The 26,206-nt window shown below is 69.6% G+C and carries 20 protein-coding genes and 1 rRNA gene; 9 read left to right on the forward strand and 12 right to left on the reverse strand.

What is annotated here, in order from left to right; translation table 11 throughout:
• The first annotated feature begins 70 nt into the window (after positions 1-70).
• Positions 71-454, forward strand: a complete 384-nt coding sequence (locus ABZ470_RS09300; RefSeq protein ID WP_352008406.1) for a RidA family protein — start codon at positions 71-73, stop codon at positions 452-454.
• 83 nt (positions 455-537) lie between these two features.
• On the opposite strand, the gene ABZ470_RS09305 is transcribed toward ABZ470_RS09300, so the two are convergent.
• The 4 genes from ABZ470_RS09305 to dxr form a co-directional block, all read right to left on the reverse strand.
• Complete coding sequence (locus ABZ470_RS09305; RefSeq protein WP_352008405.1) at positions 538-999, reverse strand: hypothetical protein; 462 nt, start codon at positions 997-999, stop codon at positions 538-540.
• 201 nt (positions 1,000-1,200) lie between these two features.
• Positions 1,201-1,704, reverse strand: coding sequence for a GNAT family N-acetyltransferase (locus ABZ470_RS09310; RefSeq protein WP_362910983.1), 504 nt, complete (start codon positions 1,702-1,704; stop codon positions 1,201-1,203).
• Between the two features lie 40 nt (positions 1,705-1,744).
• Positions 1,745-2,914 (reverse strand): flavodoxin-dependent (E)-4-hydroxy-3-methylbut-2-enyl-diphosphate synthase, encoded by a 1,170-nt coding sequence (gene ispG / locus ABZ470_RS09315; protein WP_352008403.1) that lies wholly within the window; start codon positions 2,912-2,914, stop codon positions 1,745-1,747.
• A 34-nt stretch (positions 2,915-2,948) separates the two neighbouring features.
• Positions 2,949-4,133, reverse strand: a complete 1,185-nt coding sequence (gene dxr, locus ABZ470_RS09320) for a 1-deoxy-D-xylulose-5-phosphate reductoisomerase (protein ID WP_352008402.1) — start codon at positions 4,131-4,133, stop codon at positions 2,949-2,951.
• A 124-nt stretch (positions 4,134-4,257) separates the two neighbouring features.
• Here dxr and ABZ470_RS09325 point away from each other — a divergent pair, with 124 nt between their 5' ends.
• Positions 4,258-5,376, forward strand: coding sequence for a hypothetical protein (locus ABZ470_RS09325; protein WP_352008401.1), 1,119 nt, complete (start codon positions 4,258-4,260; stop codon positions 5,374-5,376).
• 45 nt (positions 5,377-5,421) lie between these two features.
• Here the strand turns inward: ABZ470_RS09325 and ABZ470_RS09330 are convergent, their stop codons facing one another.
• Positions 5,422-6,849, reverse strand: a complete 1,428-nt coding sequence (locus ABZ470_RS09330; RefSeq protein ID WP_362910984.1) for an aldehyde dehydrogenase family protein — start codon at positions 6,847-6,849, stop codon at positions 5,422-5,424.
• Positions 6,850-7,063: 214 nt separating this feature from the next.
• Here ABZ470_RS09330 and ABZ470_RS09335 point away from each other — a divergent pair, with 214 nt between their 5' ends.
• Entirely contained in the window at positions 7,064-7,690 is a 627-nt protein-coding gene (locus ABZ470_RS09335; protein ID WP_352008399.1) for a TetR/AcrR family transcriptional regulator, read from the forward strand.
• A 16-nt stretch (positions 7,691-7,706) separates the two neighbouring features.
• Here ABZ470_RS09335 and ABZ470_RS09340 read toward each other — a convergent pair whose 3' ends face one another.
• A complete protein-coding gene (locus ABZ470_RS09340; protein WP_362910985.1) occupies positions 7,707-9,194 on the reverse strand; it encodes a PucR family transcriptional regulator in 1,488 nt (495 codons plus the stop codon).
• Between the two features lie 92 nt (positions 9,195-9,286).
• On the opposite strand from ABZ470_RS09340, the gene gabT reads away from it, so the two are divergent.
• Positions 9,287-10,639: a 4-aminobutyrate--2-oxoglutarate transaminase gene (gene gabT / locus ABZ470_RS09345; protein ID WP_352008397.1), complete on the forward strand. Its 1,353-nt coding sequence runs from the start codon at positions 9,287-9,289 to the stop codon at positions 10,637-10,639.
• 179 nt (positions 10,640-10,818) lie between these two features.
• Positions 10,819-11,064 carry a hypothetical protein gene (locus ABZ470_RS09350; protein ID WP_352008396.1) on the forward strand — a complete coding sequence of 82 codons (246 nt, stop codon included), beginning with the start codon at positions 10,819-10,821 and terminating at the stop codon, positions 11,062-11,064.
• Positions 11,065-11,083: 19 nt separating this feature from the next.
• Here the strand turns inward: ABZ470_RS09350 and ABZ470_RS09355 are convergent, their stop codons facing one another.
• From ABZ470_RS09355 to ABZ470_RS09370, 4 genes are all read right to left on the reverse strand, one after another.
• Positions 11,084-12,310, reverse strand: coding sequence for a saccharopine dehydrogenase C-terminal domain-containing protein (locus ABZ470_RS09355; protein WP_362783638.1), 1,227 nt, complete (start codon positions 12,308-12,310; stop codon positions 11,084-11,086).
• Positions 12,311-12,471: 161 nt separating this feature from the next.
• Positions 12,472-13,665 carry an extracellular solute-binding protein gene (locus ABZ470_RS09360; protein WP_362910986.1) on the reverse strand — a complete coding sequence of 398 codons (1,194 nt, stop codon included), beginning with the start codon at positions 13,663-13,665 and terminating at the stop codon, positions 12,472-12,474.
• 121 nt (positions 13,666-13,786) lie between these two features.
• The gene (locus ABZ470_RS09365) at positions 13,787-15,298 is read right to left on the reverse strand and encodes a CoA-acylating methylmalonate-semialdehyde dehydrogenase (protein ID WP_352008393.1); all 1,512 of its coding nucleotides are present in this window, start codon (positions 15,296-15,298) and stop codon (positions 13,787-13,789) included.
• Positions 15,295-16,593: an aspartate aminotransferase family protein gene (locus ABZ470_RS09370; RefSeq protein ID WP_352008392.1), complete on the reverse strand. Its 1,299-nt coding sequence runs from the start codon at positions 16,591-16,593 to the stop codon at positions 15,295-15,297. The genes ABZ470_RS09365 and ABZ470_RS09370 overlap by 4 nt, the downstream gene beginning before the upstream one ends.
• 495 nt (positions 16,594-17,088) lie before the next feature.
• Here ABZ470_RS09370 and ABZ470_RS09375 point away from each other — a divergent pair, with 495 nt between their 5' ends.
• Positions 17,089-17,814 (forward strand): TetR/AcrR family transcriptional regulator C-terminal domain-containing protein, encoded by a 726-nt coding sequence (locus ABZ470_RS09375; RefSeq protein WP_362910987.1) that lies wholly within the window; start codon positions 17,089-17,091, stop codon positions 17,812-17,814.
• A gap of 6 nt (positions 17,815-17,820) precedes the next feature.
• Here ABZ470_RS09375 and ABZ470_RS09380 read toward each other — a convergent pair whose 3' ends face one another.
• Entirely contained in the window at positions 17,821-21,750 is a 3,930-nt protein-coding gene (locus ABZ470_RS09380) for a HAMP domain-containing protein (RefSeq protein WP_352008390.1), read from the reverse strand.
• Positions 21,751-21,946: 196 nt separating this feature from the next.
• On the opposite strand from ABZ470_RS09380, the gene ABZ470_RS09385 reads away from it, so the two are divergent.
• From ABZ470_RS09385 to ABZ470_RS09395, 3 genes are all read left to right on the forward strand, one after another.
• A complete protein-coding gene (locus tag ABZ470_RS09385) occupies positions 21,947-23,572 on the forward strand; it encodes a PucR family transcriptional regulator ligand-binding domain-containing protein (protein ID WP_352008389.1) in 1,626 nt (541 codons plus the stop codon).
• Positions 23,573-23,581: 9 nt separating this feature from the next.
• Complete coding sequence (locus ABZ470_RS09390; RefSeq protein WP_352008388.1) at positions 23,582-23,977, forward strand: cupin domain-containing protein; 396 nt, start codon at positions 23,582-23,584, stop codon at positions 23,975-23,977.
• A gap of 219 nt (positions 23,978-24,196) precedes the next feature.
• Entirely contained in the window at positions 24,197-25,660 is a 1,464-nt protein-coding gene (locus ABZ470_RS09395) for a phosphodiester glycosidase family protein (protein WP_352008387.1), read from the forward strand.
• Positions 25,661-26,118: 458 nt separating this feature from the next.
• Here the strand turns inward: ABZ470_RS09395 and rrf are convergent.
• Positions 26,119-26,206: ribosomal RNA gene (gene rrf / locus ABZ470_RS09400) — 5S ribosomal RNA — on the reverse strand; the annotation flags it as partial.

The following is a 26,206-nucleotide window of genomic DNA, read 5'->3' on the forward strand; positions in this document are numbered from 1 at the left end:
GTACGACGAGATCCTTGCCATCCCGTGACCGTCACGTTGCCGTCCGGGAGCCCTGACTAGCATCCATCACATGACGGAGCGATATGCGATCTTGAGCGGTTCCACCTTCGAGGAGGAGATCGGTTACGCGCGCGCGGTGGTCGACGGCGACCGGGTCCACGTGTCCGGGACGACCGGGTTCGACTACGCGACGATGACGATCTCGGATGACGTGGTCGAGCAGGCCGAACAGTGCCTGCGCAACATCGAGAGCGCACTGACCCAGGCGGGCTGTTCGTTCGCCGACGTCGTGCGCGTGCGCTACATGCTGCCCGACCGCGCGGACTTCGAGCTGTGCTGGCCCGCCCTGCGCCGCCGTTTCGGCGAGGTACGGCCCGCGGCGACGATGATCGTCTGCGGCCTGTCCGATCCGCGGATGAGGATAGAGATCGAGGTGGACGCGCGACGCCCCTGAACACCTGGCCGGTCCGGGAGACGCCGTGGGGCGACCCCGCGCGCCCGCGCGGAACCGCCCCACGAGACAACCCGCCCGCGAACCTACTCCTCCCGGTGGACCTGGCCCTGCAGGCGCCCGAGACCCGGGGCCCTCAGGGCGAGGTTGGCCTCGCCCACGCCGTCCCGTTCACAGGTGGGACGGTCGAGCAGGACCGAGAAGCCGAAGGTGGTCCAGGTGATGCCGGGCCGGTCCGGGTTGAACCGGTGGCGCCGCGACCCGGAGGAGCGCCCGTCGAGGACGACCTCGACCCGGTCGTCCTGGAAGGAGACGATCGCCTCGACCGTCTCGTCACTGAGCTCGGCACGGAGGTTTCCCCGGTAGACGGCGTGGCCGCCGTCGATCCACTCGCCTAGCTCGCGACCGCAGTCGTCGGCCCCCGCCACGGTGGTGTGGACGGGGGTACTCGACACGGCGGCCGAGGCGGAGGAGGCGGGCACGAGACCGGCCAGACCCGTCAGAGCCGCCAGGGCCAGGGTCGCCGCGCGGGCAGAGGTGCGGAACATGCGCTTCCTTTCAACGGAGGACGACGCCTTGCCTCCCCGTCGCGGAACGTGACGACGAGTGAGGACCGCAACCAAATCAAGCCCAGCGACCAAGGGTAGTCAATGGCGACTCTGAGTTATGGCCCCAGGTTGTTCACCCGACACATTCGCCCCGTTCGCCCCAGAGATCAGGAGATCTCACCTTTTCCACCGGCCGTCCGGTCACCCTCCGGAGCCACCCAGGGGCTTGGCCATGACGATCTCCCTGCTCCTGCCGTCGTCGAGCAGGTCGCCGAGTTCCCCGGTGTCCTTGAAGCCGTGGCCCCGGTAGAGCGCGATGGCCGCGTCGTTGTCCGGCATCACGCACAGGCGCAGGGTCGCGGTGCTCCGCAGCGCCGCCCACCGCTCGATCTCCTGGATCAGGTGGCCCGCGACCCCCCGGCCCCGGGCCTGGGGGCTGACCCACATCGAGATCAGCTCGACCGTGTCCGCGCCGTCGGCGGGGACACCGCTGGCCATTCCGGCGAGCACTCCGTCGAGGACCGCGACCACGTTGTGCGAACCGGGTATCTCAAGGCGGCCCCGCCAGCGGTCCTCGCGGTCGCCGTCCCCCTGCCAGTCGGCCAGTCTCGCCCCGAAGGCGGCCGGCGCCTCGGCGAGGGCCGCCAGCCTCAGCTCCCGCCACAGCGGCCAGTCGTCCGAGCTCAGGACACGTACTTCGATCATGACGTGAACCCTGCCCTGTCCGGGCAGGGACGGCAACGGATTAACGGACGACGACCTCGGGGCCGGGGGCGTCCTCGTCGTCGAAGTCGATCTCCACACCCATCTCCTCGGCAAGCCGCAGGGCCTCCTCGATGAGGGTCTCCACGATCTGCGACTCGGGGACGGTCTTGATGACCTTGCCCTTGACGAAGATCTGGCCCTTGCCGTTGCCCGAGGCGACCCCCAGGTCGGCCTCCCGCGCCTCGCCGGGACCGTTGACCACGCAGCCCATCACCGCGACCCGCAGCGGGACCTTCAGGCCGGTCAGGCCCGCCTGGACCTGCTCGGCCAGGGTGTAGACGTCGACCTGGGCGCGTCCGCACGAGGGGCAGGAGACGATCTCCAGACCGCGCTCGCGGAGGTTCAGCGACTCCAGGATCGCGGCGCCGACCTTGACCTCCTCGACCGGAGGGGCCGACAGTGAGACCCGGATCGTGTCGCCGATGCCCTCGGCCAGCAGGGCGCCGAAGGCCACGGCCGACTTGATCGTGCCCTGGAAGGCGGGCCCCGCCTCGGTGACGCCCAGGTGGAGGGGGTAGTCGCAGCGCTGCGCGAGGAGCCGGTACGCCTGCACCATCACGACCGGGTCGTTGTGCTTGACCGAGATCTTGATGTCCTGGAAACCGTGCTCCTCGAACAGCGAGCACTCCCACAGCGCCGACTCGACCAGCGCCTCCGGGGTGGCCTTGCCGTACTTCTGCAGCAGCCTGGGGTCCAGGGAGCCGGCGTTGACGCCGATCCTGATCGGCACGCCGTGGTCGGCGGCGGCCCTGGCGATCTCACCGACCTTGTCGTCGAACTTCTTGATGTTGCCCGGGTTGACCCGGACCGCCGCGCAGCCCGCCTCGATCGCGGCGAAGACGTACTTCGGCTGGAAGTGGATGTCGGCGATGACCGGGATCTGGGATTTCCTGGCGATGATCGGCAGCGCGTCGGCGTCGTCCTGGGACGGCACGGCGACCCTGACGATCTGGCAGCCGGACGCGGTCAGCTCGGCGATCTGCTGGAGCGTCGCGTTGACGTCCGCGGTGAGCGTGGTGGTCATCGACTGCACGCTGACCGGCGCGTCACCGCCGACAGGAACGGAACCAACCATGATCTGACGGGATTTGCGTCGCTCGGCGATCGGCCTGGTCCTCACGGACGGGATCCCGAGAGCAACAGAAGTCATTTTCAGCCCTTGGTGAGTCGGGGACATCTCCAGTCTAGGCAGTAGCCGTGAGCTCCCGTGCCCGAATCCGTGCCCATTCGTCAGCGTCCAGCACCTCTGCGACCGTCTCCGCCGAGGTCACGGCGTGCTCGGAGACGACCGCGGCCACGGTGTCCACGATGCCGGTGAACGGCAGCCGCCCGGTGAGAAAGGCCTCGACGCAGACCTCGTTGGCGGCGTTGTAGACGGCCGGGGCCGTACCCCCCGCGGAGCCGACGTGGCGGGCCAGCGCGACGGCGGGGAACGCCTCGTCGTCGAGGGGCTCGAAGGTCCAGGTGTGGGCCCTGGTCCAGTCGACCGGAGGAGCCGCGGCCTGGACCCGTTCCGGCCAGCCGAGGGCCAGCGCGATCGGCAGCCGCATGTCGGGCGGGCTGGCCTGGGCGACGACCGAGCCGTCGACGAACTCGACCATCGAGTGCACGACCGACTGCGGGTGGACCACCACCTCGATCCGGTCGAAGCCGATGTCGAAGAGCAGATGGGCCTCGATGACCTCAAGGCCCTTGTTGACGAGTGTGGCGGAGTTCACCGTGACGACGGGCCCCATCGACCAGGTCGGATGCGCCAGGGCCTGCTCCGGGGTCACCCCGGTGAGCTGCTCCCTCGGCCTGCCGCGGAAGGGGCCGCCGCTGGCGGTGACGACCAGCCGCCGTACGGCGGAGGCGTCCGGCCCCTGCGGACCCGCGGCCCACAGGCACTGGGCCAGGGCGGAGTGCTCGGAGTCGACCGGCAGCAGTCTCCCGGGTTTGGCCAGCCTTTTGACCAGGGGACCGCCGATGATCAGCGACTCCTTGTTGGCCAGGGCGAGCACCCGGCCCGCCTCAAGCGCGGCCAGCGTCGAGGTCAGTCCGAGCGCCCCGGTGACGCCGTTGAGGACCACATCGGACGGCCAGGCTGCCGCCTCGGCGACCCCCTCCGGCCCGGCCAGGACCGTGGGGCTCACCCCGTGCCCGGCCAGTGCCCGCCGCAGCTCGGGCAGGGCGGCCGGATCGGCGACGGCCACCACGTCGGGCCCGAACTCGGCCGCCTGGCGGGCCAGCAGGTCGACCCTGCCACCCCCCGCGGCCAGGGCCACGACCCGGAACCGGGCGGGATTGCGGGCGATGACGTCGAGGGCCTGGGTCCCGATCGAGCCGGTAGAGCCGAGCAGGGCGACCGAACGCGTGGTGTCTGGCTGCACGGGCCCATTCTCCCGGATGGCCCCTCCCGGTCGGACCGCCGCCGAGGGTACGCAGAGCGCCGACAACCCTCGACTTTCACCGAAAGTAGCAACAAGAACACATCTGGTAGTGCAAACTCGGCCCATGACTTCGAGCCTCCCCCTGCTCCTGGGTGCCGTGCTCGTCGCCGGGCTGCTCGGCGCCCCCGCGACCGGCACGACGGCCCCCGAACACCGGCAGACCTCGCACGGACTGGCCGAACACCTCGCACAGCCGGCGACCCCGGGTGGAGACGACACCGGCGTCGCCGGGCACACGGGCGCGGGAAACTCCGCCGAGCAGCGCCGTGTGCTCGCCTACTGGACGCCCCGCCGGATGGCCGCCGCCGCCCCCATCGGCCTGCTCGGGCCGGTGACCGGCGTGCTCGGCGCGGTCACCGGCCTGCTCGGGCTGAAGGCCTCCTTCGAGACACCCGGCACGAGACCCTCCGTCGTGAGACTCGCCGCGAGACCCGGCGGAAGGTCCGCCGTGCGGTCCGTCAAGGCCCCGCCGGGCGCGACCCGCACCCGGTACGGCGCGCGGGTCGGCGGTGCCCGCTGGGGCGCGGGCGGGCAGGTCGCCCGTACGACGGGGCGCGTGTTCATGACCCTCGGCGGGACCGACTTCGTGTGCTCGGCGAGTTCGGTCAGGAGCGCCAACGCGGACCTGGTCGTCACCGCGGGCCACTGCGTCAAGAACGGCACGGGCGCGTGGGCGGACAACTGGGTCTTCGTGCCCGGCTACGACCGGGGGCGACGGCCGTACGGGCAGTTCACGGCCCGGCGCATGTTCGTGACGGGCGCGTGGGCGCGGGGTGGTGACGACAGCCACGACATCGGCATGGTCGCGGTCAACCCGCGGGGCGGCAGGCACCTGGCCGAGGTCGTCGGCGTCCAGGACATCGCCTTCGACACCGCCAGGGGCCGTCAGACCCACGGTTTCGGCTTCCCCGCCGACCTGCCCTACGACGGCGAGAACCTGGTCTTCTGCGCGGGGACGGTCCGTGACGACCCGCACGGCCAGACCAGCGACCAAGGCCTGCGCTGCGACATGACCGCCGGGTCGAGCGGCGGCCCCTGGCTGAGCGGCTTCGACCCCGTGACCGGGCACGGCACGGTCACCTCGGTGAGCAGCTTCAAGTACAGCGACGACCGCGGCACGATGTACGGCCCCTACTTCGGTGAGACCGCCAGACGGCTCTACGCCGTCGCCCAGAGATCATGAGGGTACGGCCCGCGCCCCAGGGTGCGGGCCGTACCTCTCTGGGGCCTACAGGGAGAGCCCGGTCAGGACCATGACCTTCTCGTAGGTGAAGTCGACGATGGCGGAGCGGATGCCCTCGCGGCCGACGCCGGACTCCTTGATGCCGCCGTAGGGCATCTGGTCGGCGCGGTAGGACGGAACGTCCCCGATGACCACGCCGCCCACCTCAAGCTCGCGGTTGGCGCGGAAGGCGACGTCCAGGTTGCGGGTGAACACCCCGGCCTGCAGGCCGTACTTGGAGTCGTTGACCGTGGCGAACGCCTCGTCCACGCCGGAGACCGACTGAACGATCATCACCGGGCCGAAGACCTCCTCGCAGGAGACCTTGGCGTCGTGCGGGACGTCGGCGAGCACGGTCGGGGCGACGGTCGCGCCCTCGCGGGTGCCGCCCGCCAGCAGCCGAGCACCGGCCGCGACGGCCTCCTTGACCCACTGCTCGACGCGCTCCGCGGCCTCGACCGAGACCAGCGGCCCGACCTGGGTCCGGTCGTCGGCGGGGTCGCCGACGACCAGGGCCTCGACCGCGGGCACCAGCCTGGCCAGGAAGTCCTCACGCACGGACTCCTCGACGATCACACGCTGGACGGCGATGCAGCTCTGCCCGGCCTGGTAGTTGGAGAACAGCGCGACCCTCGAAGCCGCCCAGTCGAGGTCGGCGTCGGCGAGCACGACCGCGGCGGCGTTGCCGCCGAGCTCCAGGGTGACGTGCTTGCGCGGCACCTGGTCCATGATCGCGTAACCGACGGGGCCGGAGCCGGTGAAGGAGACCACCGGCAGGCGCGGGTCCTCGACCAGCGCGCCCGCGCGGTCGTTGGGCACCGGCAGCACGGAGAACATGCCCTCGGGCAGGTCGGTCTCGGCCAGGATCTCGCCGAGCACCAGGGCGGAGAGCGGGGTCGCGGGGGCGGGCTTGACGATGACCGGCGCGCCGACCGCGATGGCGGGGGCGACCTTGTGGGCCACCAGGTTGAGCGGGAAGTTGAACGGCGTGATCGCCAGGACCGGGCCGTGCGGGACGCGCGAGATGTAGGCGAGACGGCCCGCGGAGCCGGCCTCGGTGTCCAGGCGCATGACCTCGCCGCTGAGCCTGCGGGTCTCCTCGGCCGCGAACCTGAAGGTGGAGATCGCGCGGTTGACCTCGCCACGGGCCCAGAAGATCGGCTTGCCGTTCTCCTCCATGATCAGCCGGGCGAGCTCCTCGGCGCGCTCGGCCAGGCGGCGCGAGACGTGGGCGAGGGCGTCGGCCCGCACGTGGATGGGGAGCGCGGCGGCCTGCCCGCGCACGGCCACCGCCGCTGCGACGGCCTCCTCGACCTGGTCGGCCGTCGGCACTGAGCAGAGGCCGACGACACGGCCGTCGTGTGAGTTGGTCACGGTGAGCTCGGCGTCCCCGGTGGCGGGACGGCCGGCGAGCCAGAAGGGGCGCACGTCCATGCTCAGACGGTATGCCAACCGCCACGACGGGGCGTTACTCCAGGGCGTACAAGACGGTCAGCGCGATGCGCCGTTCCGTATGTCCTCTTCTCTCTTGGGGGCTGTAACGAAACCGGCCCGCTTTATGGATATTCCTATATGACGACGGTTTGAACGATCTTCGCTCTGGCTAAGTCACGGTTGCAACTCCCTCACAGCGGAAGGGCGTGGCCGCATGACCTCTCCGGCGCCGCGCGGGCTGCAGGGTGCCTATCACCTCGGCGAACGGGCGGGCCAGGACGAGCTTCGCGGACGGCTCCTCGACGTGGCCAGTCAGCTTCTCGTCACCGTCGGCCCGGAAAGCCTGTCGATGCGCCGCATCGCCACCGAGGCCGGGTGCTCGACGACGGTCGTCTACACCATGTTCGGCAGCAAGGAAGGGCTGGCCGAGGCGCTCTACCTTGAGGGGTTCGAGCGGTTCAGACGGCGCCTTGAGGCCGTGCCTCCGCGCAGGAACGCCCTTGAGCACCTCACCGCGCTCGGTCCCGCCTACCGGGAGGCCGCCCTGGCCGAGCCCGGTTACTACGCCCTGATGTTCGAGCGGGCGATCCCCGGTTTCGTGCCGAGTGAGCGGGCCAGGACCCTGGCCAGGGCCGCGCTCAACATCCTCGACCGGGTGATCGCGGACTGCATCTCCGCCGGATACATCATCCCGACCCAGCCCAGGAGAATCGCCGACGCCCTGTGGGCCGCCGCGCAGGGCGCCATCAGCCTGGAGCGGTCAGGTCACCTGCGGGACGGCGAGACCTACAACGCGGTCACCTATGCCACCATCTCCCGTTATCTGACCGAGAAGCCGTGACCTGCGGAGGACGTGGTCATCCCGCCGTGGTCAGCGCGACCCAGAGCTCCGCGCGGGCGCCGGGGTCGTCGAGGTCGCGGCCGAGAAGCTCGGCGACACGGCGCATACGGTAACGCAGAGTGTGCCGGTGCACGCCGAGCCGTTGCGCGGCGGCGTCCCAGTGGCCGTTGCAGGCCAGGTAGGCGCGCAGGGACTCCAGCAGGTCGGCGCGCGAGCCGTACTCGCGCAGGGGGGCGAGCAGCGCGGCGGAGAACGCCTCGGCCGCCTCGGCGTCCAGCAGGGACAGCAGACCCTGGCCCGCCAGGTCGGCGAAGCGCGTCACACGCTCGGTGCCGCGACCGGCCGCGGCCAGTGCCCGGTCCGCCTGGCCGAGTCCGGCGCGCAGGTCGTCGAGACCGACCGGGGCGCCGAGACCGACCTCGCCGTACTCGGCGAGTGCCTGGGCCACCTCGTCCGCGAGGCCCTCGGGGGCGAGGAGGACCACCCGCTCCGCGTCCGGCGCGGCGAAGACTCCGGTGGGTGCCCCGGCGAAGCCCGCCGCGACGGCGTCGAGCACCGCCTCCCGGTCGCCGCGGACGGCCAGCACGACCAGCCGGTCCACGGGCAACGTCTCCCCCAGCAATCCCAGGACCTCCCGCCCTGCCTCGGTCTGCCCGGCCAGCAGCAACCTCAGCACGGCCGCGCGGATCCTGCGCTCGGCGGCCAGATGTTCCCTGCCGTGCTCGATGGCCAGCGTCAGCAGCGACCCGGCGGCGTTGACCACGGTGTGCGCGACCGGTGTGAACGGCCGCTCCGCGCCGACCGCGAAGAACCCCCTGACCCGGCGGGCGCCGAGTGGTTGCACGACGATGTGCTCGGCCGGGGTGGACAGCGCCAGGCTCGCCGGGGCGCCGCGTCCCGCGGGTTTCCTGAGCCGCTCCAGTTCGGGCAGCAGCCTGGTGACGTGGGAGGCGTCCCTGCCCGCCGCGTGCCGTACGGCCCCCGCCTCGTCGAGCAGCGCGGCCCAGCCGCCCAGTTCGTGGGCCAGGCGGTCGATCACCGCGGCGGCCCCCTCCGGACGGAGCGCGGCGCGGGTCAGGCGTCCCTGGGCGGCGAAGGCGCGGCTGATCTCCTCGTACTGCTCGGCGGCGATCAGGTCGCTGACCAGCTTGCTGATGGCCACGAACGGGGTGTCGCGGGGCACCTCGATCAGCGGCAGGCCCGCCAGCGCCGCGGCCTCGACCAGCCCGGCGGGGATCTCCTCGTGCCCGAGGCCGACGCCGAAGCCGAGACCGGTGACGTTCCTGGCCACGAGCCTGCCGACGTAGGGGGCCGCGTCCGCCTCGTGCAGGCGCATACCGGTGGTCAGCACCAGTTCGCCGCCCTCAAGGAAGGGGGTGGGGTCCTCAAGCTCGCTGACCGCGACCCAGCGGACCTGACTGTCGAGCGCGTCGTGCCCGGCCAGCACGGCGAGTTTGAGCGGCAGACGCCGCACGACGGTGCGGAGCGTCGGTGCCACGATCACCCCCGGATTTGTACGTTACGGCAAGAGTGCCGTCGGTAATTTTGCCATAGTGCATCATCCGCATCCCGGTACGCGCGACATACCGTCACAGCATGAGCACCGTCACCCAGGGCGGCCCCTCGCTTCCTCAGGAGCGCCGGGTCGTCACCGAGATTCCCGGCCCCAAATCCCGCGAGCTGTTCGCGCGCAAGCAGGCCGCCGTTCCTCCGGGCATCGGCACCACGCTGCCCGTCTTCGTGACGCAGGCCGGGGGCGGTGTGGTCGTCGACGCCGACGGCAACTCACTGATCGACTTCGGCTCCGGCATCGCGGTGACCAGCGTGGGCAACTCCGCCCCGCGCGTGGTCGAGCGGGTGACCAGGCAGGTCGCGGACTTCACGCACACCTGTTTCATGGTCACTCCCTACGAGTCCTACGTCCGGGTCTGCGAGAGGCTCAACGAGCTGACCCCCGGTGACCACGAGAAGCGCACCTTCCTGCTCAACAGCGGCGCCGAGGCCGTGGAGAACGCGGTCAAGGTGGCGCGGCACGCCACGGGGCGCCAGGCGGTCGTCGTCTTCGACCACGGCTACCACGGCCGCACGCTGCTGACGATGACGCTGACGGCCAAGAGCATGCCGTACAAGCACGGGTTCGGGCCGTTCGCCCCTGAGGTCTACCGGATGCCGCTGGCCTACCCCTTCCGCTGGCCGACCGGCCCGGAGAACTGCGCCGAGGAGGCCGCGGCCCAGGCGATCGACCAGATCGGCAAGCAGATCGGCGCGCAGAACGTGGCCGCCGTGGTGATCGAGCCGATCGCGGGCGAGGGCGGCTTCATCGAGCCGGCCAAGGGCTTCCTGCCCAGGATCGCGGAGTTCTGCCGGGAGAACGGCATCGTCTTCATCGCCGACGAGGTCCAGACCGGTTTCGCGCGCACCGGCCACCTGTTCGCCTGTGAGGACGAGGGCGTCGTCCCCGACATCATCGTCACCGCCAAGGGCATCGCGGGCGGCCTGCCCCTGTCGGCCGTCACCGGCAGGGCCGAACTGCTCGACAAGGTCCACGTCGGCGGTCTCGGCGGCACCTACGGCGGCAACCCGCTGGCCTGTGAGGCGGCGCTGGGTGTGATCGAGACCATCGAGGCCGAGGACCTGACCGGCAGGGCCCGTCACATCGGCGAGGTCATGCTCCCCCGGCTGCGGGCCGTGGCGGAGCGCAACCCGGTGATCGGTGACGTGCGCGGCCGGGGCGCCATGATCGCGATCGAGCTGGTCGTCCCCGGCACCAAGGAGCCGCACCCGACGGCGGCCGGCGAGATCGCCGCCAGGTGCCACGCGGAGGGACTGCTCGTGCTGACCGCCGGCACCTACGGCAACGTTCTGAGATTCCTTCCGCCGCTGGTCATGCCCGACCACCTGCTCGAAGAGGGGCTGACGATCCTGGAGAAGATCATCAGCGAGATCTAACGGTTTGGATCACCGCAAAAGGGGCACCCGGCTTAAGACTGGGTGCCCCTTTTATTGCGTTATGGAAGGCGCACAGGGAGTGATTTAACCACCGCTTGACACTTACCACACTGATCACGGACGGAAACGGCGTTATAACGGTTCCGGTATAAGACTTCGCGATCAAGACGGGAGACGTGATGGACTGGCGGCATACCAGGGCGGCACGGATCACGGCGACGTTCGACCCGGAGGGCCTCACCCGGGCTCAGTGCGAGGGCGACGCCTGTGTTACCTGCCACAAGAGATGGCCCCGGCCAAGGATCAGGATCGGCAGGCTGCCCAACGACTCCCCGCTGTTCGCCTGTGACGAGTGCGCCGAGGCACTGGTCCAGGAGACCGAGGAGAACATCTACCACCTGCCCCGCCGCGCGGCCTTCTTCTGAGGCTCGCCTCCGCGCCGTCTCAGGCGGACAGCAGCGCCCCGTGCGTCTGCTCCCGCATCCTCCACGGCGAGCCGTAGTCATCGAGCAGGTCCAGGAACGGCACCGCGTCGAACGCCTCGGGCCCCAGCACCCCCGAGCCCGCCCAGACCCCGCTCGCCAGCAGTTCGAGCGCGACCACCGGGTGCAGCGCCGTCTGCCACACCACGGCCTGGCAGCCGTACTCCCGCATCGACCACGCGTTGTCCACCACGTGGTACAGGTAGACCTCCCTGGGCGCGCCGTCCTTGCCGACGCCCTTCACCCAGGTGCCCGCGCACGTCTTGCCGCGCATCCGCTCGCCGAGCGTCGCCGGATCGGGCAGGGCCGCGGCGACCACGTCCCTCGGTGAGGCCTCGACACCACCGACCCGGATCTTGCCCGCGTTGTCCAGGCCGAGCTTGCGCAGGGTCTTCAGAACGCCGATGAACTCCTCGCCGAGACCGTACTTGAACGTCACCCGCCCGGCGTCGATCCAGCGCGGCACGAGCAGGACCTCCTCGTGCTCGACGTTGACGCACTCGACGGGGCCGATCCCCTCGGGGAAGTCGAACACCTCGGGTTCGCTGAACGGCTCGGTGGTGTGCCAGGCGCCGTCCTCCCAGACCACAGGAGGGTTCAGGCACTCCTCGATGGTCGTCCAGATGGAGAAGGTCGGCGCGAAGTCGTAGCCCTCGACCACCAGGTTCGACCCGTCGCGGACACCGATCTCCTCGATGCTCTCGAAGAGGTGCTCGGCCGCGTAGCGCGCGAACACGTCGGCCAGCCCCGGTTCGACCCCCATGCCGACCAGCGCGAGGCGACCTCTGTCCCGCCACCGCCCGGTCAGAGCGAACTGCTCGTCACCGAGCTTCACCCCCGGCAGCTCGTACGGTCTGCCCGGGTGGGGGCGGGACAGCGACATCGCCATGTCCAGGTAGTCCGCCCCCGCGTTGAGCGCGGCCCTGAACAGCGGCATGGTGAAACGCGGATCGACGGCGTTGAGGAGCACGTCGCAGCGGTGCCCGGCCAGGGCGGCCTCGACCGCCTCCTGGTCGGAGGCGTCCAGCGTGATCGCGCTGAACCGCGGGTCACCGGCTCTGGCCACCGCGGCGGTGGCCCGGCTCTGTTGAGAGTCGGCCACCACGATGTGTTCGAAGAAATCTCGGCGCGCCGCGATGGGGACGACGGCCGAGCCGACCCCGCCCGCTCCCACAAGAAGGATTCTCATGGCGGGATCCTATCCACTGACTGGTCAACCAGTCGATATTCGGGACGTGATTTCACCACCGGATTCGTCGCGGGTGACGGACGCCCCCACGGAAACCGTGGCCGCCTCACACATGGACGGAGGGGGGCGTCCCGTTCAGCCGCGGGCGGTGGCCACCCCGCTCACTTCACCAGGTCCTTCCACCTTTTTTCCCATTCGGTGTAGTCAGTGCATTCCCCACCCGAACCACCGCAGTCCTTCGTCGGACGCGTGGCGAAGAGGACATGCCCGAGCTCGCGGTCGTCACGCGCGTGGTAGGCGTCGCACAGCCTCCGGACCTCACCGTCACAGGCCTTGACGTTGGCGGGGGCCAGCCCCGTCCAGGCGGCGGCCGAGTGCTGCGTGTCCGCGGAGCCGACCCAGTTGAGCCACTTGTAGGCGCAGTTGGGGCTGGTGGCGCCGGTCCCGACCATCCAGGCGTCGGCCCACCCGGTCACCGGCCCCTTCTCCCGCTCGACCGTCCTGCCCGCGCGCTCGAAGAGATCCAGGTGGTACGGCAGCGCCTGGGCCACGTGCGCCTCCCCCGTCGAGAAGGCCTGGATCACCTCCAGGGTGCTCGTCCAGTACACCCGGCGGGGCCCGTCGTGCTCGGCCAGCAGCCCGACGGCGGCGTCGAGCTGGGCGGGGGTGAGCTGGTAGGGGTCCTTGACCCCCAGCTCCGGCCTGGTCCGCCTGAGTGCCAGGGCGGCGTCGGCGATGCTCAGCGGGGTGTCCCTGACGGCCGACTGCTCCGTCCGGTAGACCGCGTCCGGCCCGTCGGGGGCGCCGGGCTCGCGTATGACCTGGTTGGTCCCCCACAGATAGGGGACTCCGTAGACCTTGCCGCTCGCGTCCCGGGTGGCGGGCAGTTCACGCAGCCGCCGGGGGATGTCCTTGTAGGACCGCAGGAGCGTGGTGTCCAGCGGCCTGACCGCGCCGTCCGCGATCAGCCTCCCGGCCAGGTCGGGGGAGGCCGAGATCACGTCGTAGGAGGCCGAACGGACCTTCTCCGCCATCTCCTCGCCGGAGTGGACCCGGTCGAGCCTGCTGACCCTGCAGCCGGTGAGCTTCTCGAAGGGCGAGAGCCAGTCGGCGCTCGCGGTCGCGCCGCCGTACTCGACGTGGCCCTGGTAGGTGAGCACCTGCAGGGTGCCCTCCCCCTTGCCGATCGACGCCGAAGGCTTCGGGCTCGGTGTCGGTGTCGGGGACCGCGTTTCCTGAACGGCCGCCCGCCGGGCGAGCGCGCCGGGGGCCGTCGCGACCGGGAGACAGACCGTCAGGGCCACAACACCGGCCAGTGCGCCGAGACGTGTACGCCGGAACCTGTCCCCGCTCACGCAGCTCCCCCTACGACTCGATCTGTCCGGAGCCTATCGGCCGCCCGCGGAGCCCCGTCCACATACGGAGCGGCCCCACGGGAGATCTTCCCGCGGGGCCGTCCCGTCACCGCCCGCGCGGCTACCGGTTGGTCGGGAATCCGAGGTTGACCCCACCGTGGCTCGGGTCGAGCCAGCGGGAGGTGACGACCTTGCCCCGGGTGTAGAAGTGCACGCCCTCCGTGCCGTGGACGTGGCTGTCGCCGAACAGTGACGCCTTCCAGCCGCCGAAGCTGTAGAAGGCCATCGGCACCGGGATCGGCACGTTGATGCCGACCATGCCGACCTCGACCTCGTTCTGGAAGCGCCTGGCCGCGCCGCCGTCGTTGGTGAAGACTGCGGTGCCGTTGCCGTACTCACCGCTGTTGATCAGGCCGAGCCCCTCCTCGTAGGAGGAGACGCGCACGATCGACAGCACCGGCCCGAAGATCTCCTCGCGATGGACGCGGGAGTCGGCCGGGACGTGGTCCAGGACCGTCGGGCCGAGCCAGAAACCGGGGGTCTCCTCGGCTGTCGTGCCACCGCGCACCGGGGTCAGGCGGCCGTCCACGACGAGCTTGGCCCCCTCTGACACCCCCAGGTCGAGGTAGGAGACCACCTTGTCGCGGTGTGCCCCGGTGACCAGCGGTCCCATCTCGGAGGCCGGGTCGTCGCCGGGGCCGACGGTCAGCGCCGAGACACGGGAGACGATCTTGTCGACCAGTTCGTCCCCGATCGGGTCGACGGCGAGCACGACGGAGATCGCCATGCACCGCTCCCCCGCGGAGCCGAAGCCCGCCGAGACCGCCGCGTCGGCGACGAGGTCGAGGTCGGCGTCGGGCAGCACGAGCATGTGGTTCTTCGCGCCGCCGAGCGCCTGTACCCGCTTGCCCGCCGCGCTGCCGGTCTCGTAGACGTAACGGGCGACCGGGGTCGAGCCGACGAACGAGACAGCCCGCACGTCGGGGTGCTCAAGCAGCCGGTCGACCGCGACCTTGTCACCCTGGAGCACGGTGAAGACACCGTCGGGCAGCCCCGCCTCCTTCCAGAGCCCGGCCAGCAGCAGGGAGGCGGACGGGTCCCGCTCCGAGGGCTTCAGGATGAAGGCGTTGCCCGCCGCGATCGCGATCGGGAACATCCACATCGGCACCATGGCCGGGAAGTTGAACGGGGTGATGCCCGCGACGACGCCCAGCGGCTGACGGATCGAGTAGGAGTCGACCCGGGTCGAGACGCCCTCGGAGAAGCCACCCTTGAGCAGGTGCGGGATGCCGCAGGCGAACTCGACGACCTCGATGCCCCTGGCGACCTCGCCCAGCGCGTCGGAGTGGACCTTGCCGTGCTCGGCCGAGATGAGCCGGGCCAGCTCGTCACGGTTGGCGTTCAGGAGCTCACGGAAGCGGAAGAGCACCTGTGAGCGCTTGACCAGCGAGGAGTCCCTCCATGCGGGGTAGGCGGCCACGGCCGAGGCGACGGCCGCGTCCACCTCCTCCGTCGAGGCCAGGTGGACGTGCCCGGCCACCCGGCCGGTCGCCGGGTCGAAGATCTCCGACGTACGGCCCGCCTCGGGAACCTCGGTGAGGGCGCCGTCGATCCAGTGGGTGATGTTCTTCACGACGTGACCTCGGCGTTGACGGTTTCGAGCGCGTTGACGATGATCCCGAGGCCCTCGGCGGCCTCGTCCTGGGTCAGGGTGAGCGGCGGGGCCATCCGCAGCACGTTGCCGTACAGGCCGCCCTTGCCCGCCAGCAGGCCCGCCTTCTTCGTCTCCTCCATGAACCTGGCCGCGATCGCGGGAGAGGGTGCCCCGGTCGCCGGGTCGACCAGTTCGACGGCGAACATCAGGCCCTTGCCCCGCACGTCGCCGACGATCGGCAGACGCGGCGCGGCCTGCCTGAGCCCGTCGATGATCAGAGCGCCGGTCCTGGCGGCGTTGGCCTGCAGGTCGTGGTCGAGCACGTAGTCGAGGGTGGCGTTGGCGGCGGCCATGGAGATCGGGTTGCCGCCGAAGGTGGCGAGGCCGGCCGCGTGCGGGCCGTCCATCAGGTCGCCCCGCGCCACGACGCCGCCGACCGCGAAGCCGTTGCCGAGCCCCTTGGCGAAGGTCATCATGTCCGGCGTGACGCCGTGGTTCTGGATGCCGAAGAACGCCGAACCGGTACGGCCCCAGCCGGTCTGCACCTCGTCGGAGATGAACAGGACGCCCTCGGCGTCGAGGACCTCCTTGTAGGCGGCGAACAGCCCGTCGGGCGCCATGCTGAAGCCGCCGACCCCCTGGATCGGCTCGGCGATCAGCGCGGCCACGTCGCCTCCGACGGAGGTGGCGAGCACGTGGCGCAGGTCGTCCACGCAGGCGGCGATGTAGTCGGCGTCGGACAGGCCGCGGAACTGGGTCAGATGCCGGTCGGCGCCGTGCAGGAAGTGCACGTTCAGCGGCGACAGGGAGTTGTTCTTCCAGGAGCGGTTGCTCGTCACGCTGATCGCCCCGAAGGAGCGGCCGTGGTAGCTCTGCCGCATGGCCAGGACCTGGTCGGACCGGCGGGCGTAGGTCGCCAGCAGCAGCGCGGTCTCGTTGGCCTCGGTGCCCGAGTTGGTGAAGAAGACCTTGGCGTTCTCGATGCCGGAGAGCCGGGCGATCTTCTCGGCGAGCTCGACCTGGCCGCGGAGCAGATAGACCGTGGAGGTGTGCACCACGCCGGTCGCGAGCTGACGTTCCACGGCCTCGCGCACCTCGGGCACGTCGTAGCCGATCATGTTGGTCAGGATGCCCGCGAAGAAGTCCAGATAGCTCTTACCGGAGGCGTCGACGACCCGGTTGCCCTTGCCGCCGACGATCTCGATGGGCTCGTTGTAGTAGAGGGCCAACCAGTTGGGCATTACCGCGCGGTGGCGTGCAAAAAGGTCCGACATACAACGAGTATGTCGGGTTACCTCACCTGCTCAAACCACCAGACTGTCGGGATATGACCGGCAAAGCCGTCATGTTGTTAGAACGCCGTTCCAGTCCTACCTCCGAGTTCCTGTACGGCTTGCGCCCTGCGACGGTTGGCGCAAGCCGTACAGGATGCCGGGCGGAGCACCCCCCAGGTTCCCCGCCCGGGCTTCTCGGAGGAGGCGGCCCCGGCCAGACCGGGACGCCGTGAGCCGCCTGAGCCACGAAGGCCCCGAACGCCACGGGCCCTCGCACCGGCACGCCCGGACGTTCGCCAGACGCGGGCTGTGCCGGCCATGTCCACCTCCACGGGCTCGGGCGACTCATGAACCATCGTCGCCCATATTTCCCACTTAAGCAATCTGAAATACATGAATTTTTGGCACCCTTCCGTGACATCCCCCTCACCCTCGGATGCCCGCCCTCGGCACTCGCACATTGTGCGATAAATCGAACACCGTATTATCAGCCGTATGCTTAGGGATGTGGAACAGCCCCTGTCCTCGGTGTGGACCCGTGAGAAGCGTCCTTCGAAGAGCCCGACGCTGAGCCGGGCGCAGATCGTGCGCGCGGCCATGGAGATCCTCGACGCCGAGGGGATGGAGGCGCTGAGCATGCGCCGCCTGGGCACCAAACTCGGGGCGGGGGCCACGAGCATCTACTGGCACGTGGCCAACAAGGACGACCTTCTCGAACTCGTCCTCGACGAGGTCTTCAGCGAGGTCCCGCCGTTCGACCCGGAGACGAGCGGCTGGCGCGACGCGGCCTCGGCCTTCGCCTACGGTGTGCGCCAGGCGCTCTTCGCCCACCCCTGGTCCGCGGTGCTCATCGGCACCATGCCCAGCATCGGCCCCAACGCCATGCGCCTGTCCGACGGGCTGATGCGCACCTTCGCCAAGGCGGGGTTCACCGGCATGGGCCTGGACCACGCCGCCTCGACGATGATGGCCTACGTGCTGGGCACGACCCTGCCGGAGATCGCCTGGCGGTCCGCCACCAGGCGATCCGGGCTGAACGAGCAGGACCTGGTCAAGGCGATGACGGACATCGTGACCCGTGCCGCGAACGACTATCCCGAACTGGCCGCCCGCTACTCCGAGTACGCCGACCTCGACCAGCAGGCCCTCCGCGCCGTCAACTTCGACTTCGGGCTCACCTGCTTCCTCGACGGCCTCGAAGCGCGCCTCAAGCAGCGATGAGGGGGCTCACGGCGACATCCACTGCTGGATGCGGGTGAGCAGCTCCTGCGCGTCGACGGGTTTGGTGACGTAGTCGCTCGCCCCCGCCGACAGTGTCTTCTCCCGGTCGCCCTGCATGGCCTTGGCCGTGACCGCGATGATCGGCAGGTCCGCGAAGCGCGGCATCTTGCGGATGGCCGCGGTGGCCGCGTAACCATCCATCTCCGGCATCATGATGTCCATCAGGACCAGGTCGACGTCCTCGTTGCACGACAGCATCTCGATGCCCTTGCGGCCGTTCTCCGCGTACAGCACCCGCATGCCGTGCAGTTCCAGGATGTTGGTCAGCGCGAAGACGTTGCGCACGTCGTCATCGACCACCAGCACCTTCTTGTCGGCCAGTACGGCGTCCGCCTCCCGGAGCGCGTGGGGCCGCTCGTCCAGGTCAGGCCGTACCAGTGGCAGAACCGCGCCGCGCGCCTGGGCCGACAGGTGCAACGTGATGCGCTCGCGCAGTTCGTCGAGACTCGGCAGGAGCTCCAGAGGCTGGGGATTCGAACGACCCTTGAGAAGGTCCTCCTGCGGCCGGGTGAGCGTGCGGGTGTGGTGGGCGAGCACGGGCAGCTCACGCAGCACCGGGTCCTCCTCAAGCCCGCGCAGGAACTCCGCCGCCCCGTCCTGCCACATCCCGAGGTCGAGCACGATGCAGTGATGGTCGTCCCGCCTCAGGGCCTCGACCGCGGTGACGGGGTCGTTGGCCGTGGCCACCCTGACCGGCCCGTGCGTCTCGTCCAGGTCGGCCGCGACGCTCTCGGCGAGCTGGGACAGCAGCCCGCCCCGGCGTGACTCGACGACGAGCAGGCGGCGCCCCTCCCCACCGGCCTGTTCCTCCCCCGGCGGGACGACCGCCCTCGCCACGGGCCCGGCGGCCGGAACGTCACGGCCACGGGGGGCGACGTCCGCGACCGGCAGCCGGAGGCTGAAGGTGCTGCCCTGCCCCAGGACGCTGACCGCCCTGATCTCGCCCTTGAACAGGGCCGCGATCTCACGGCTGATGGACAGTCCCAGACCGGTGCCGCCGTATCTGCGGCTGGTGGTCCCGTCGGCCTGCTGGAAGGCGTCGAAGATCTGGGAGAGGTTCTCCTCGGCGATGCCGATCCCGGTGTCCACGACGTGGAAGGCGAGCACCTCCTGGCCCGGGACCCCCAGCAGGTCGGTCTCCTCGATCAGCTCGATGCGCAGCCCGACCGAACCCCTCTCGGTGAACTTCACCGCGTTCGACAGCAGGTTGCGCACCACCTGACGCAGCCGCTGCTCGTCCATGAGCAGCTCTCCGGGCACGTCCGGGGCGATGGTGACGTCGAACCTGAGGCCCTTCTCCGTGGTCAGCGGTCTGAAGGTGGCCTCGACGTAGTCGAGCAGGCGCCGCAGCGGCAGCGGCTCGACGCTGACGTTCATCTTGCCGGCCTCGATCTTGGACAGGTCGAGGATGTCGTTGATCAGCTGCAGCAGGTCGGTGCCTGCCGAGTGGATGACGTTGGCGTACTCCACCTGCTTGGCGGTGAGGTTGCGGGCCGGGTTCTGGGCCAGCAGCTGGGCCAGGATCAGCAGCGAGTTGAGCGGGGTGCGCAGTTCGTGGCTCATGTTCGCCAGGAACTCGCTCTTGTACTTGGAGGCCAGGGCGAGCTGCTTGGCGCGTTCCTCAAGCTCCTGGCGGGCCTGCTCGATCTCCCTGTTCTTCGTCTCGATGTCGCGGTTCTGCCGGGCGAGCAGCTCGGCCTTCTCCTCAAGCTCGGCGTTGGAACGCTGGAGCTCCTCCTGCCCCATCTGCAGTTCCGTGGCCAGGCGCTGCGACTCGGCGAGCAGGGAGTCGGTACGGGCGTTGGCGACGATGGTGTTGACGTTGACGCCGATGGTGCCGACCAGCTGTTCGAGGAAGGCCCGATGCACCGGGGTGAACCTGTTCAGGCTGGCCAGCTCGATCACCCCGAGCACCTGATCCTCGACGATGATCGGCAGGATGATGAGGTTGACCGGCCCTGCCGCCCCCAGGCTTGAGGAGATCGTGAGATAGCCGTCGGCGATGTCCTCGACCAGGATGGGGCGTTTGGCCAGGGCCGCCTGCCCCACCAGCGACTCCCCGAAGCCGTAGCGGCGGCTGGTGTCCCGATGACCGTAGCCGCCGACGACCCGCAGCTCCGAGCGGCCACCCGCCTCCTCGGCGAGCAGGAACGTGCCATGCTGCGCGCGGACCAGCGGGGCCAGCTCGTTCATCACCAGTTCGGCCACGACGGCGAGATCACGGTGACCCTGCATGAGACCGGAGATGTGGGCCAGGTTGGACTTGAGCCAGTCCTGCTCCTGGTTGGCCAGGGTGGTCTCCCGCAGGGACTTCACCATGGAGTTGATGTTGTCCTTGAGCTCGGCCACCTCCCCCGAGGCGTCCACGGTGATGGAACGGGTCAGATCGCCCGAGGTCACGGCGCTGGTCACCTCGGCGATCGCACGGACCTGACGGGTGAGGTTGCCCGCGAGCTCGTTGACGTTCTCGGTCAGCCGCTTCCAGGTGCCCGAGACACCCTCGACCTCCGCCTGGCCGCCGAGCCGTCCCTCGCTGCCGACCTCACGGGCCACCCGCGTGACCTCCGCGGCGAACGACGACAGCTGGTCCACCATCGTGTTGATGGTGTCCTTCAGCTCCAGGATCTCCCCCCTGGCGTCGACCCGGATCTTCTGCGACAGGTTGCCCTTGGCGACCGCGGTGGTGACCTCGGCGATGCTGCGCACCTGCGCGGTGAGGTTGTCGGCCATGACGTTGACCGACTCGGTGAGCGCCTTCCAGGTGCCGGAGACTCCCTTGACGTCCGCCTGGCCGCCGAGCCGCCCCTCCGTGCCGACCTCACGGGCCACCCTCGTCACCTCGTCGGCGAACGACGACAGCTGGTCCACCATCGTGTTGATGGTGTCCTTCAGCTCCAGGATCTCCCCCCGCGCGGAGACCGTGATCTTCTGCGACAGGTCACCCCTGGCCACCGCGGTCGCCACCTGGGAGATGTTCCGTACCTGGTCGGTGAGGTTGCCCGCCATGTAGTTCACCGAGTCGGTCAGGTCGCGCCAGGTGCCGGAGACTCCCTTGACGTCCGCCTGCCCGCCGAGCCGCCCCTCGGTACCCACCTCACGGGCCACCCTCGTCACCTCGTCGGCGAAGGAGGACAGCTGGTCGACCATCGTGTTGATGGTGTTCTTCAGCTCCAGGATCTCCCCCCGCGCGGAGACCGTGATCTTCTGCGACAGGTCACCCCTGGCCACCGCCGTGGTGACCTGCGCGATGCTGCGCACCTGGTCGGTGAGGTTGCCCGCCATGAAGTTCACCGAGTCGGTCAGGTCACGCCAGGTCCCCGCGACGCCGGTCACCTCCGCCTGCCCGCCGAGCCGCCCCTCCGTGCCGACCTCACGGGCCACCCTCGTCACCTCGTCGGCGAACGACGACAGCTGGTCCACCATCGTGTTCAGGGTGTTCTTCAGCTCCAGGATCTCGCCTCGGACGTCCACCGTGATCTTCTGCGAGAGGTCACCGGTGGCCACGGCGGTGGCGACCTGGGCGATGTCACGGACCTGGTCGGTCAGGTTGCCCGCCATGGCGTTGACCGAGTCGGTGAGGTCCTTCCAGGTGCCGGAGACACCGGGCACCTCGGCCTGCCCGCCCAGCTGGCCCTCCGTGCCGACCTCACGGGCCACCCGCGTCACCTCGGAGGTGAACAGGGAGAGCTGGTCCACCATCCCGTTGAAGACGGTGGCGATCTCCTTGAGCAGACCGTCGCCCTCGTCGGGCAGCCGGGTGCCGAAGTCACCGTCCCGTACGGCGGTGAGCCCCGCCAGAAGCTGACGCAGATCGAGCTCCTCCACACCGGCGGCCTGTGTGGAACCACGTCTCGTTCCGTCCGTAGTCTCAACCATGTTCACCACCGCGTTCGTTCGGCCGAGAAAAGGTCAAGTCATCCTAAGGCCAGTGGACGGGGAGGCCGGGCGGTTGATGATTAGGCGGGAAATCCGCCTGAACGCAGAGAAAGGTCCACTCAAAGAGGGAGTTGACCTTTCAGGCTGTAAAGCAGGCGGCATTCTAACTTACAGGCTGATCGGATACTCTCAACGAGTGCTCCCAACCATCGCCGACGTTCTCGCCCTGGACACCGTCCGCCGGGGCAACCCACGGGTGGTCGCGGGAGCCGACCGGCTCGGCACCCGGGTCCGCTGGGTCCACGTCGGCGAGGTCACCGACATCGCCCACCTGCTGCGCGGCGGAGAACTCGTTCTCACCACCGGCATCGCGCTGCCCGACGACCAGGAGGGCCTGACGGCCTACGTCGCCGAACTGGCCGCCGTCGGCGCGTCCGGCCTGATCGTCGAACTGGGCCGCAAGTTCATCAGGGAGCTGCCCCGATCGGTGATCAACGCCGCGGAGAAGCACGGCCTGCCCCTGGTCACTCTCGCCCGCGAGACCCCCTTCGTGCAGATCACCGAGTCGGTGCACGCCAGGATCATCGACATCCAGCTTGAGGAGCTGCGCGCCTCAGAGCAGCTCCACGAGGTGTTCACCGAGCTGTCGGTCGAGGGCGCCTCCCCGGCGGAGGTCCTCAGCCAGGTCGCACGCCTCTCCGGGCGCCCCGTGCTGCTGGAGAACCTCGCCCACCAGGTGCTCGCCTGTGAGACGGCGGGCCGCGACACCGGGACGCTGCTGGCCAGCTGGGAGACCCGCTCACGGGCGGTCGCCCCCGAGGGCAGGACCGCCTACGACTCCTCCTCCGGCTGGCTGGTCACCACGGTCGGCGCGCGCGGCCAGGACTGGGGCCGCCTGATCCTGCTCTGCGAGGGCATCCCGGGGCCGCGTGACGTCGTGCTCGCCGAGCGCGCCGCGACCACCCTCGCCCTGGGCCGCCTGCTGGAACGCCACCAGGAGTCCCTTGAGCGCCAGGCCCACGGCACGATCATCACCGGCATCCTGACCCACTCCTACGCCGACCCGGAGGAGGCCGCCGCCCGCGCCAGGGCGGTCGGCGTGCCGCTCACCGGACGCAAGCTGATCAGCGTGGTGCTACGCCTGTGTGATCCGCAGGACGACTCCCTCGAAGGGCAGGAGCGGCTCGTGAGGCTCGACGAGCTGGCCGAGGCGGCGGCCTCGGCCTGCCGCGACGCCCGCCTCCCCGCCCTTGTCGGCGCCCTGGACCAGGACCGCGTCGGTGTCCTGCTCCCCCTGCCCCCGCGGACCCTCGCCGAGCCCTCGCTGACCGCACTCGCCGACCGCCTGCGAATGACCTTCGCCACACCCTTCGTCCTGGCCGCCGGATCCGTGGTCGACTCGCTCCGCGACGTACGGCGCAGCTTCCTCGAAGCCGAGCAGGTCGCGGACGTGGCCGTCAGACAACCCGACGGACGCCCCTTCTACCGGCTGCCGGACCTGCGGCTACGTGGCCTTCTGCACCTGCTCCGGGACGACGCCCGTCTGCAGACCTTCGCCGAACGCGAGCTCGGCTCCCTGCTGGCCCACGACGCCCAGCGCGGCGGCGACCTGACCGGAATCCTGCGCGTCTACCTGGCCGCGGGCCGCAACAAGGCCGTCGCCGCACAGAAGGCCCACCTGTCGAGGCCCGCCTTCTACGACCGGCTCCGTAGGCTGGAACGTGTTCTCGACATCGACCTGGACGATGTCGAGTCCTGTCTCTCCCTCCACGTGGCGCTTCTGGCGCTGGAGTCGTTCCGGAGAGACAACCCCCGCACCTGAAAGGCCCCCATGCCCGAGATCCTCGTCCCCGAGGCCGCCGACCTTGCCCGCATGGTCGGCGCCGCAGGCGTCTTCGCCGTCCCCGCCGGAGACGTACGGCTGTCGCCCGACGAGCTGGACCCCGCCCAGATCCTCGCGGGCTCGCCCCAGGTCTCCTCCGTGGAGCTCTGGTCGTCGCCCGACGGCTCGCAGAGCCGGGGAATCTGGGAGATAACCCCCGGAACCGTGACCGACGTGGAGAACGACGAGATCTTCGTGGTCCTGGCCGGCCGCGCGACCCTCGAAGTCGAGAACGGCACCAGCATCGAACTCACCCCGGGCTCGGTCTGCCTGCTCTCCGCAGGGACCAAAACGACCTGGATCGTCCACGAGACCCTTCGCAAGGTGTATCACTCCGTGTCCTGAGTCCCGGCTACGGGCCGTATGGAAAGTGGATTTCCATACGGCCCATTCGCTTGGCGCAGGTCCCTCGCGTAACAGAGGGTCTGAGGGGCTTCGCCCGCAAAGACACCGTGTGGGAAAGAACACTTTCTCAATACGTTTAGCGTGTTTCGCCCACCCCGGTAGGTAGATCTTCGGCACGATGGTACGCCGCAGTCTGATCACCAACGGGGAGAGATATTCATGTCACGACGTCTCGTCGTCGGGCTTTCCGCCATCACACTCGTAGCGACAGCGATGCCCGCCCAGGCGGGACAGGCGACCCTGCCCTTCCCCTCCTCGGCGTTCCCGCTCGGCGAACGAGTGGCCCCGGTGACGAAGCAACGCAACGTGGCCCCCGGAGTCGACCTTTTCACCGTAAGGCACGGCACATCCACCCAGGGCTGGACCGTGGCCGTGCTGATGCCCAACGGGCACGAGGACGGCAGTCTGGCCACCGCCCAGGCGAAGGCCTCCGAGGTCGAGTCCGCCGGATTCACCCCGGAGGTCCAGAAGGTCGTCCAACCCGCCGCCGCTGACGCCCCCTCCGTGGAACGCTATCTGGTCCGCGTCGGGCAGTGGCCGTTCAAGAAGCGCGCCGAGGCGGACAAGGTGGTCAAGGAACTCAAGGGATTCGACATCAAGGCCAAGGCCGACTACCTCGGTGACGACGGCCTGGAGACGACCGGCCCCTGGAACCTGCGTGTGCTGACGATCGACCCCAGAACCTTCCGGGGATCGTTCAAAACGAGCATCGGCAAGTCCATCGCCAAGCGCGAGACCACCAGTTCGATGGGCAAGCTCGTCGGTGCCATCGCCGGCGTCAACGGCGGCTTCTTCAACATCCACACGGTCAAGGAGATCAAGGGAGATCCGATGGGGATCTCCGTGGTCGGCGGCAAACTCCTCAGCGAGGCCGTGGAAGGCCGGACCGGACTGATCCTGAACGGCAGGAAGGTCAAGATCACCGAGTTGAGGTCGGCTGTCACAGCCACTTCATCCGACGGGGAGAAGACCGCGATCCAGGGAGTCAACCGGGCGCCGGCCGCCGACGAACTCGTCCTCTACACCGAGGAGTTCGGCACCAAGACCGCGGCCGACGGCGGCACCGAGGCCGTGATCGACCCCCAGGGAAGGGTCGTCTCGGCCCGTCAGGCGGGTGGCGTCGTCCCGCGCGGTTTCTCCGTACTGCACGGCACCGGCCTCATGTCCGACTGGCTGCTCGAACACGCCGCGGAGACCGCGACGGTGAAGGTGGACACCAAGGTCATCGATCTGCGGACCCGGCGGGCCGTTCCCCTCACCCCCGAGACATACGTCATGGCGGGCGGCGTAGGCCTGGTCAAGAACGGCCGAATCCACATCACCGCTCTCGCCGACGGGCAGGCCTCCCTCAACATGATGCTCCGCCGTCACCCTCGGACGATGGCGGGCGTCACCAAGAACGGCGGACTGATCCTGGCCACCATCGACGGCCGCATCCCGGGCGTCACCGTGGGAGCGTCGATGGTCGAGGCCGCTCAGTTGATGCGCTGGCTGGGCGCCAAGCAGGCCATCAACCTCGACGGAGGCGGATCGAGCGCGATGGTGGTTCGTGGGAAGGTCGTCAACCAGCCCTCGGACGGTGCCGAACGTCCGGTCGGCGACGGCCTGTTCGTCACCCCCTGACCCTGTTTGACTTCAACGCCCTGGTCACTCCGACCAGGGCGTTGTCGTCTCCGCTACGAGAAGCACTCCTCCGAGCACCGGAGCACACCCCGTACGGCGCCCACCCGACCCTCCCACCGCCCACCCTCGAAACCCAGAAAGGGGCGGTCCCCGCCGCCCCTCAAACACCCCAGCACTCCCGGGCCGGGCACAAACAAAAAAAGGGGGCGGCTTTCGCCACCCCTAACCCCCAGACGCCTCGCCCGGAACACAACCCCACCGCACCAAACACCCCCGGGACCCCCGGGCACACCCCGGAGCCAGGCACAAAAAGGGGCAGCCCCGCTACCCCTCAAACACCCCCGCACTCCCGGGCCAGGCACAAACAAAAAAGGGGGCAGCCCCCAGCCACCCCCACACACCACCCCACAACAAAAAAAAGGGGGGCCACCCCAAAGGATGACCCCCCACAAAAGATTGTCCGGCGGCGACCTACTCTCCCACACCGTCCCCGGTGCAGTACCATCGGCGCTGAAGAGCTTAACTTCCGGGTTCGGAATGTAACCG

Source organism: Streptosporangium sp. NPDC020072, assembly GCF_040631445.1.
Lineage (GTDB): Bacteria > Actinomycetota > Actinomycetes > Streptosporangiales > Streptosporangiaceae > Streptosporangium.

What these genes read in the sequence shown, in the direction of transcription:
- ABZ470_RS09300 (WP_352008406.1), top strand. Translation starts at nt 71, where the DNA reads ATGACGGAGCGATATGCGATCTTGAGCGGTTCCACCTTCGAGGAGGAG.
- ABZ470_RS09330 (WP_362910984.1), bottom strand. Translation starts at nt 6,849, where the DNA reads ATGGACGTGCGCCCCTTCTGGCTCGCCGGCCGTCCCGCCACCGGGGAC.
- ABZ470_RS09325 (WP_352008401.1), top strand. Translation starts at nt 4,258, where the DNA reads ATGACTTCGAGCCTCCCCCTGCTCCTGGGTGCCGTGCTCGTCGCCGGG.
- ABZ470_RS09390 (WP_352008388.1), top strand. Translation starts at nt 23,582, where the DNA reads ATGCCCGAGATCCTCGTCCCCGAGGCCGCCGACCTTGCCCGCATGGTC.
- ABZ470_RS09370 (WP_352008392.1), bottom strand. Translation starts at nt 16,593, where the DNA reads ATGTCGGACCTTTTTGCACGCCACCGCGCGGTAATGCCCAACTGGTTG.
- ABZ470_RS09310 (WP_362910983.1), bottom strand. Translation starts at nt 1,704, where the DNA reads ATGATCGAAGTACGTGTCCTGAGCTCGGACGACTGGCCGCTGTGGCGG.
- ABZ470_RS09335 (WP_352008399.1), top strand. Translation starts at nt 7,064, where the DNA reads ATGACCTCTCCGGCGCCGCGCGGGCTGCAGGGTGCCTATCACCTCGGC.
- gabT (WP_352008397.1), top strand. Translation starts at nt 9,287, where the DNA reads ATGAGCACCGTCACCCAGGGCGGCCCCTCGCTTCCTCAGGAGCGCCGG.
- ABZ470_RS09380 (WP_352008390.1), bottom strand. Translation starts at nt 21,750, where the DNA reads ATGGTTGAGACTACGGACGGAACGAGACGTGGTTCCACACAGGCCGCC.
- ispG (WP_352008403.1), bottom strand. Translation starts at nt 2,914, where the DNA reads ATGACTTCTGTTGCTCTCGGGATCCCGTCCGTGAGGACCAGGCCGATC.
- ABZ470_RS09305 (WP_352008405.1), bottom strand. Translation starts at nt 999, where the DNA reads ATGTTCCGCACCTCTGCCCGCGCGGCGACCCTGGCCCTGGCGGCTCTG.
- ABZ470_RS09355 (WP_362783638.1), bottom strand. Translation starts at nt 12,310, where the DNA reads ATGAGAATCCTTCTTGTGGGAGCGGGCGGGGTCGGCTCGGCCGTCGTC.
- ABZ470_RS09350 (WP_352008396.1), top strand. Translation starts at nt 10,819, where the DNA reads ATGGACTGGCGGCATACCAGGGCGGCACGGATCACGGCGACGTTCGAC.
- ABZ470_RS09395 (WP_352008387.1), top strand. Translation starts at nt 24,197, where the DNA reads ATGTCACGACGTCTCGTCGTCGGGCTTTCCGCCATCACACTCGTAGCG.
- ABZ470_RS09375 (WP_362910987.1), top strand. Translation starts at nt 17,089, where the DNA reads ATGCTTAGGGATGTGGAACAGCCCCTGTCCTCGGTGTGGACCCGTGAG.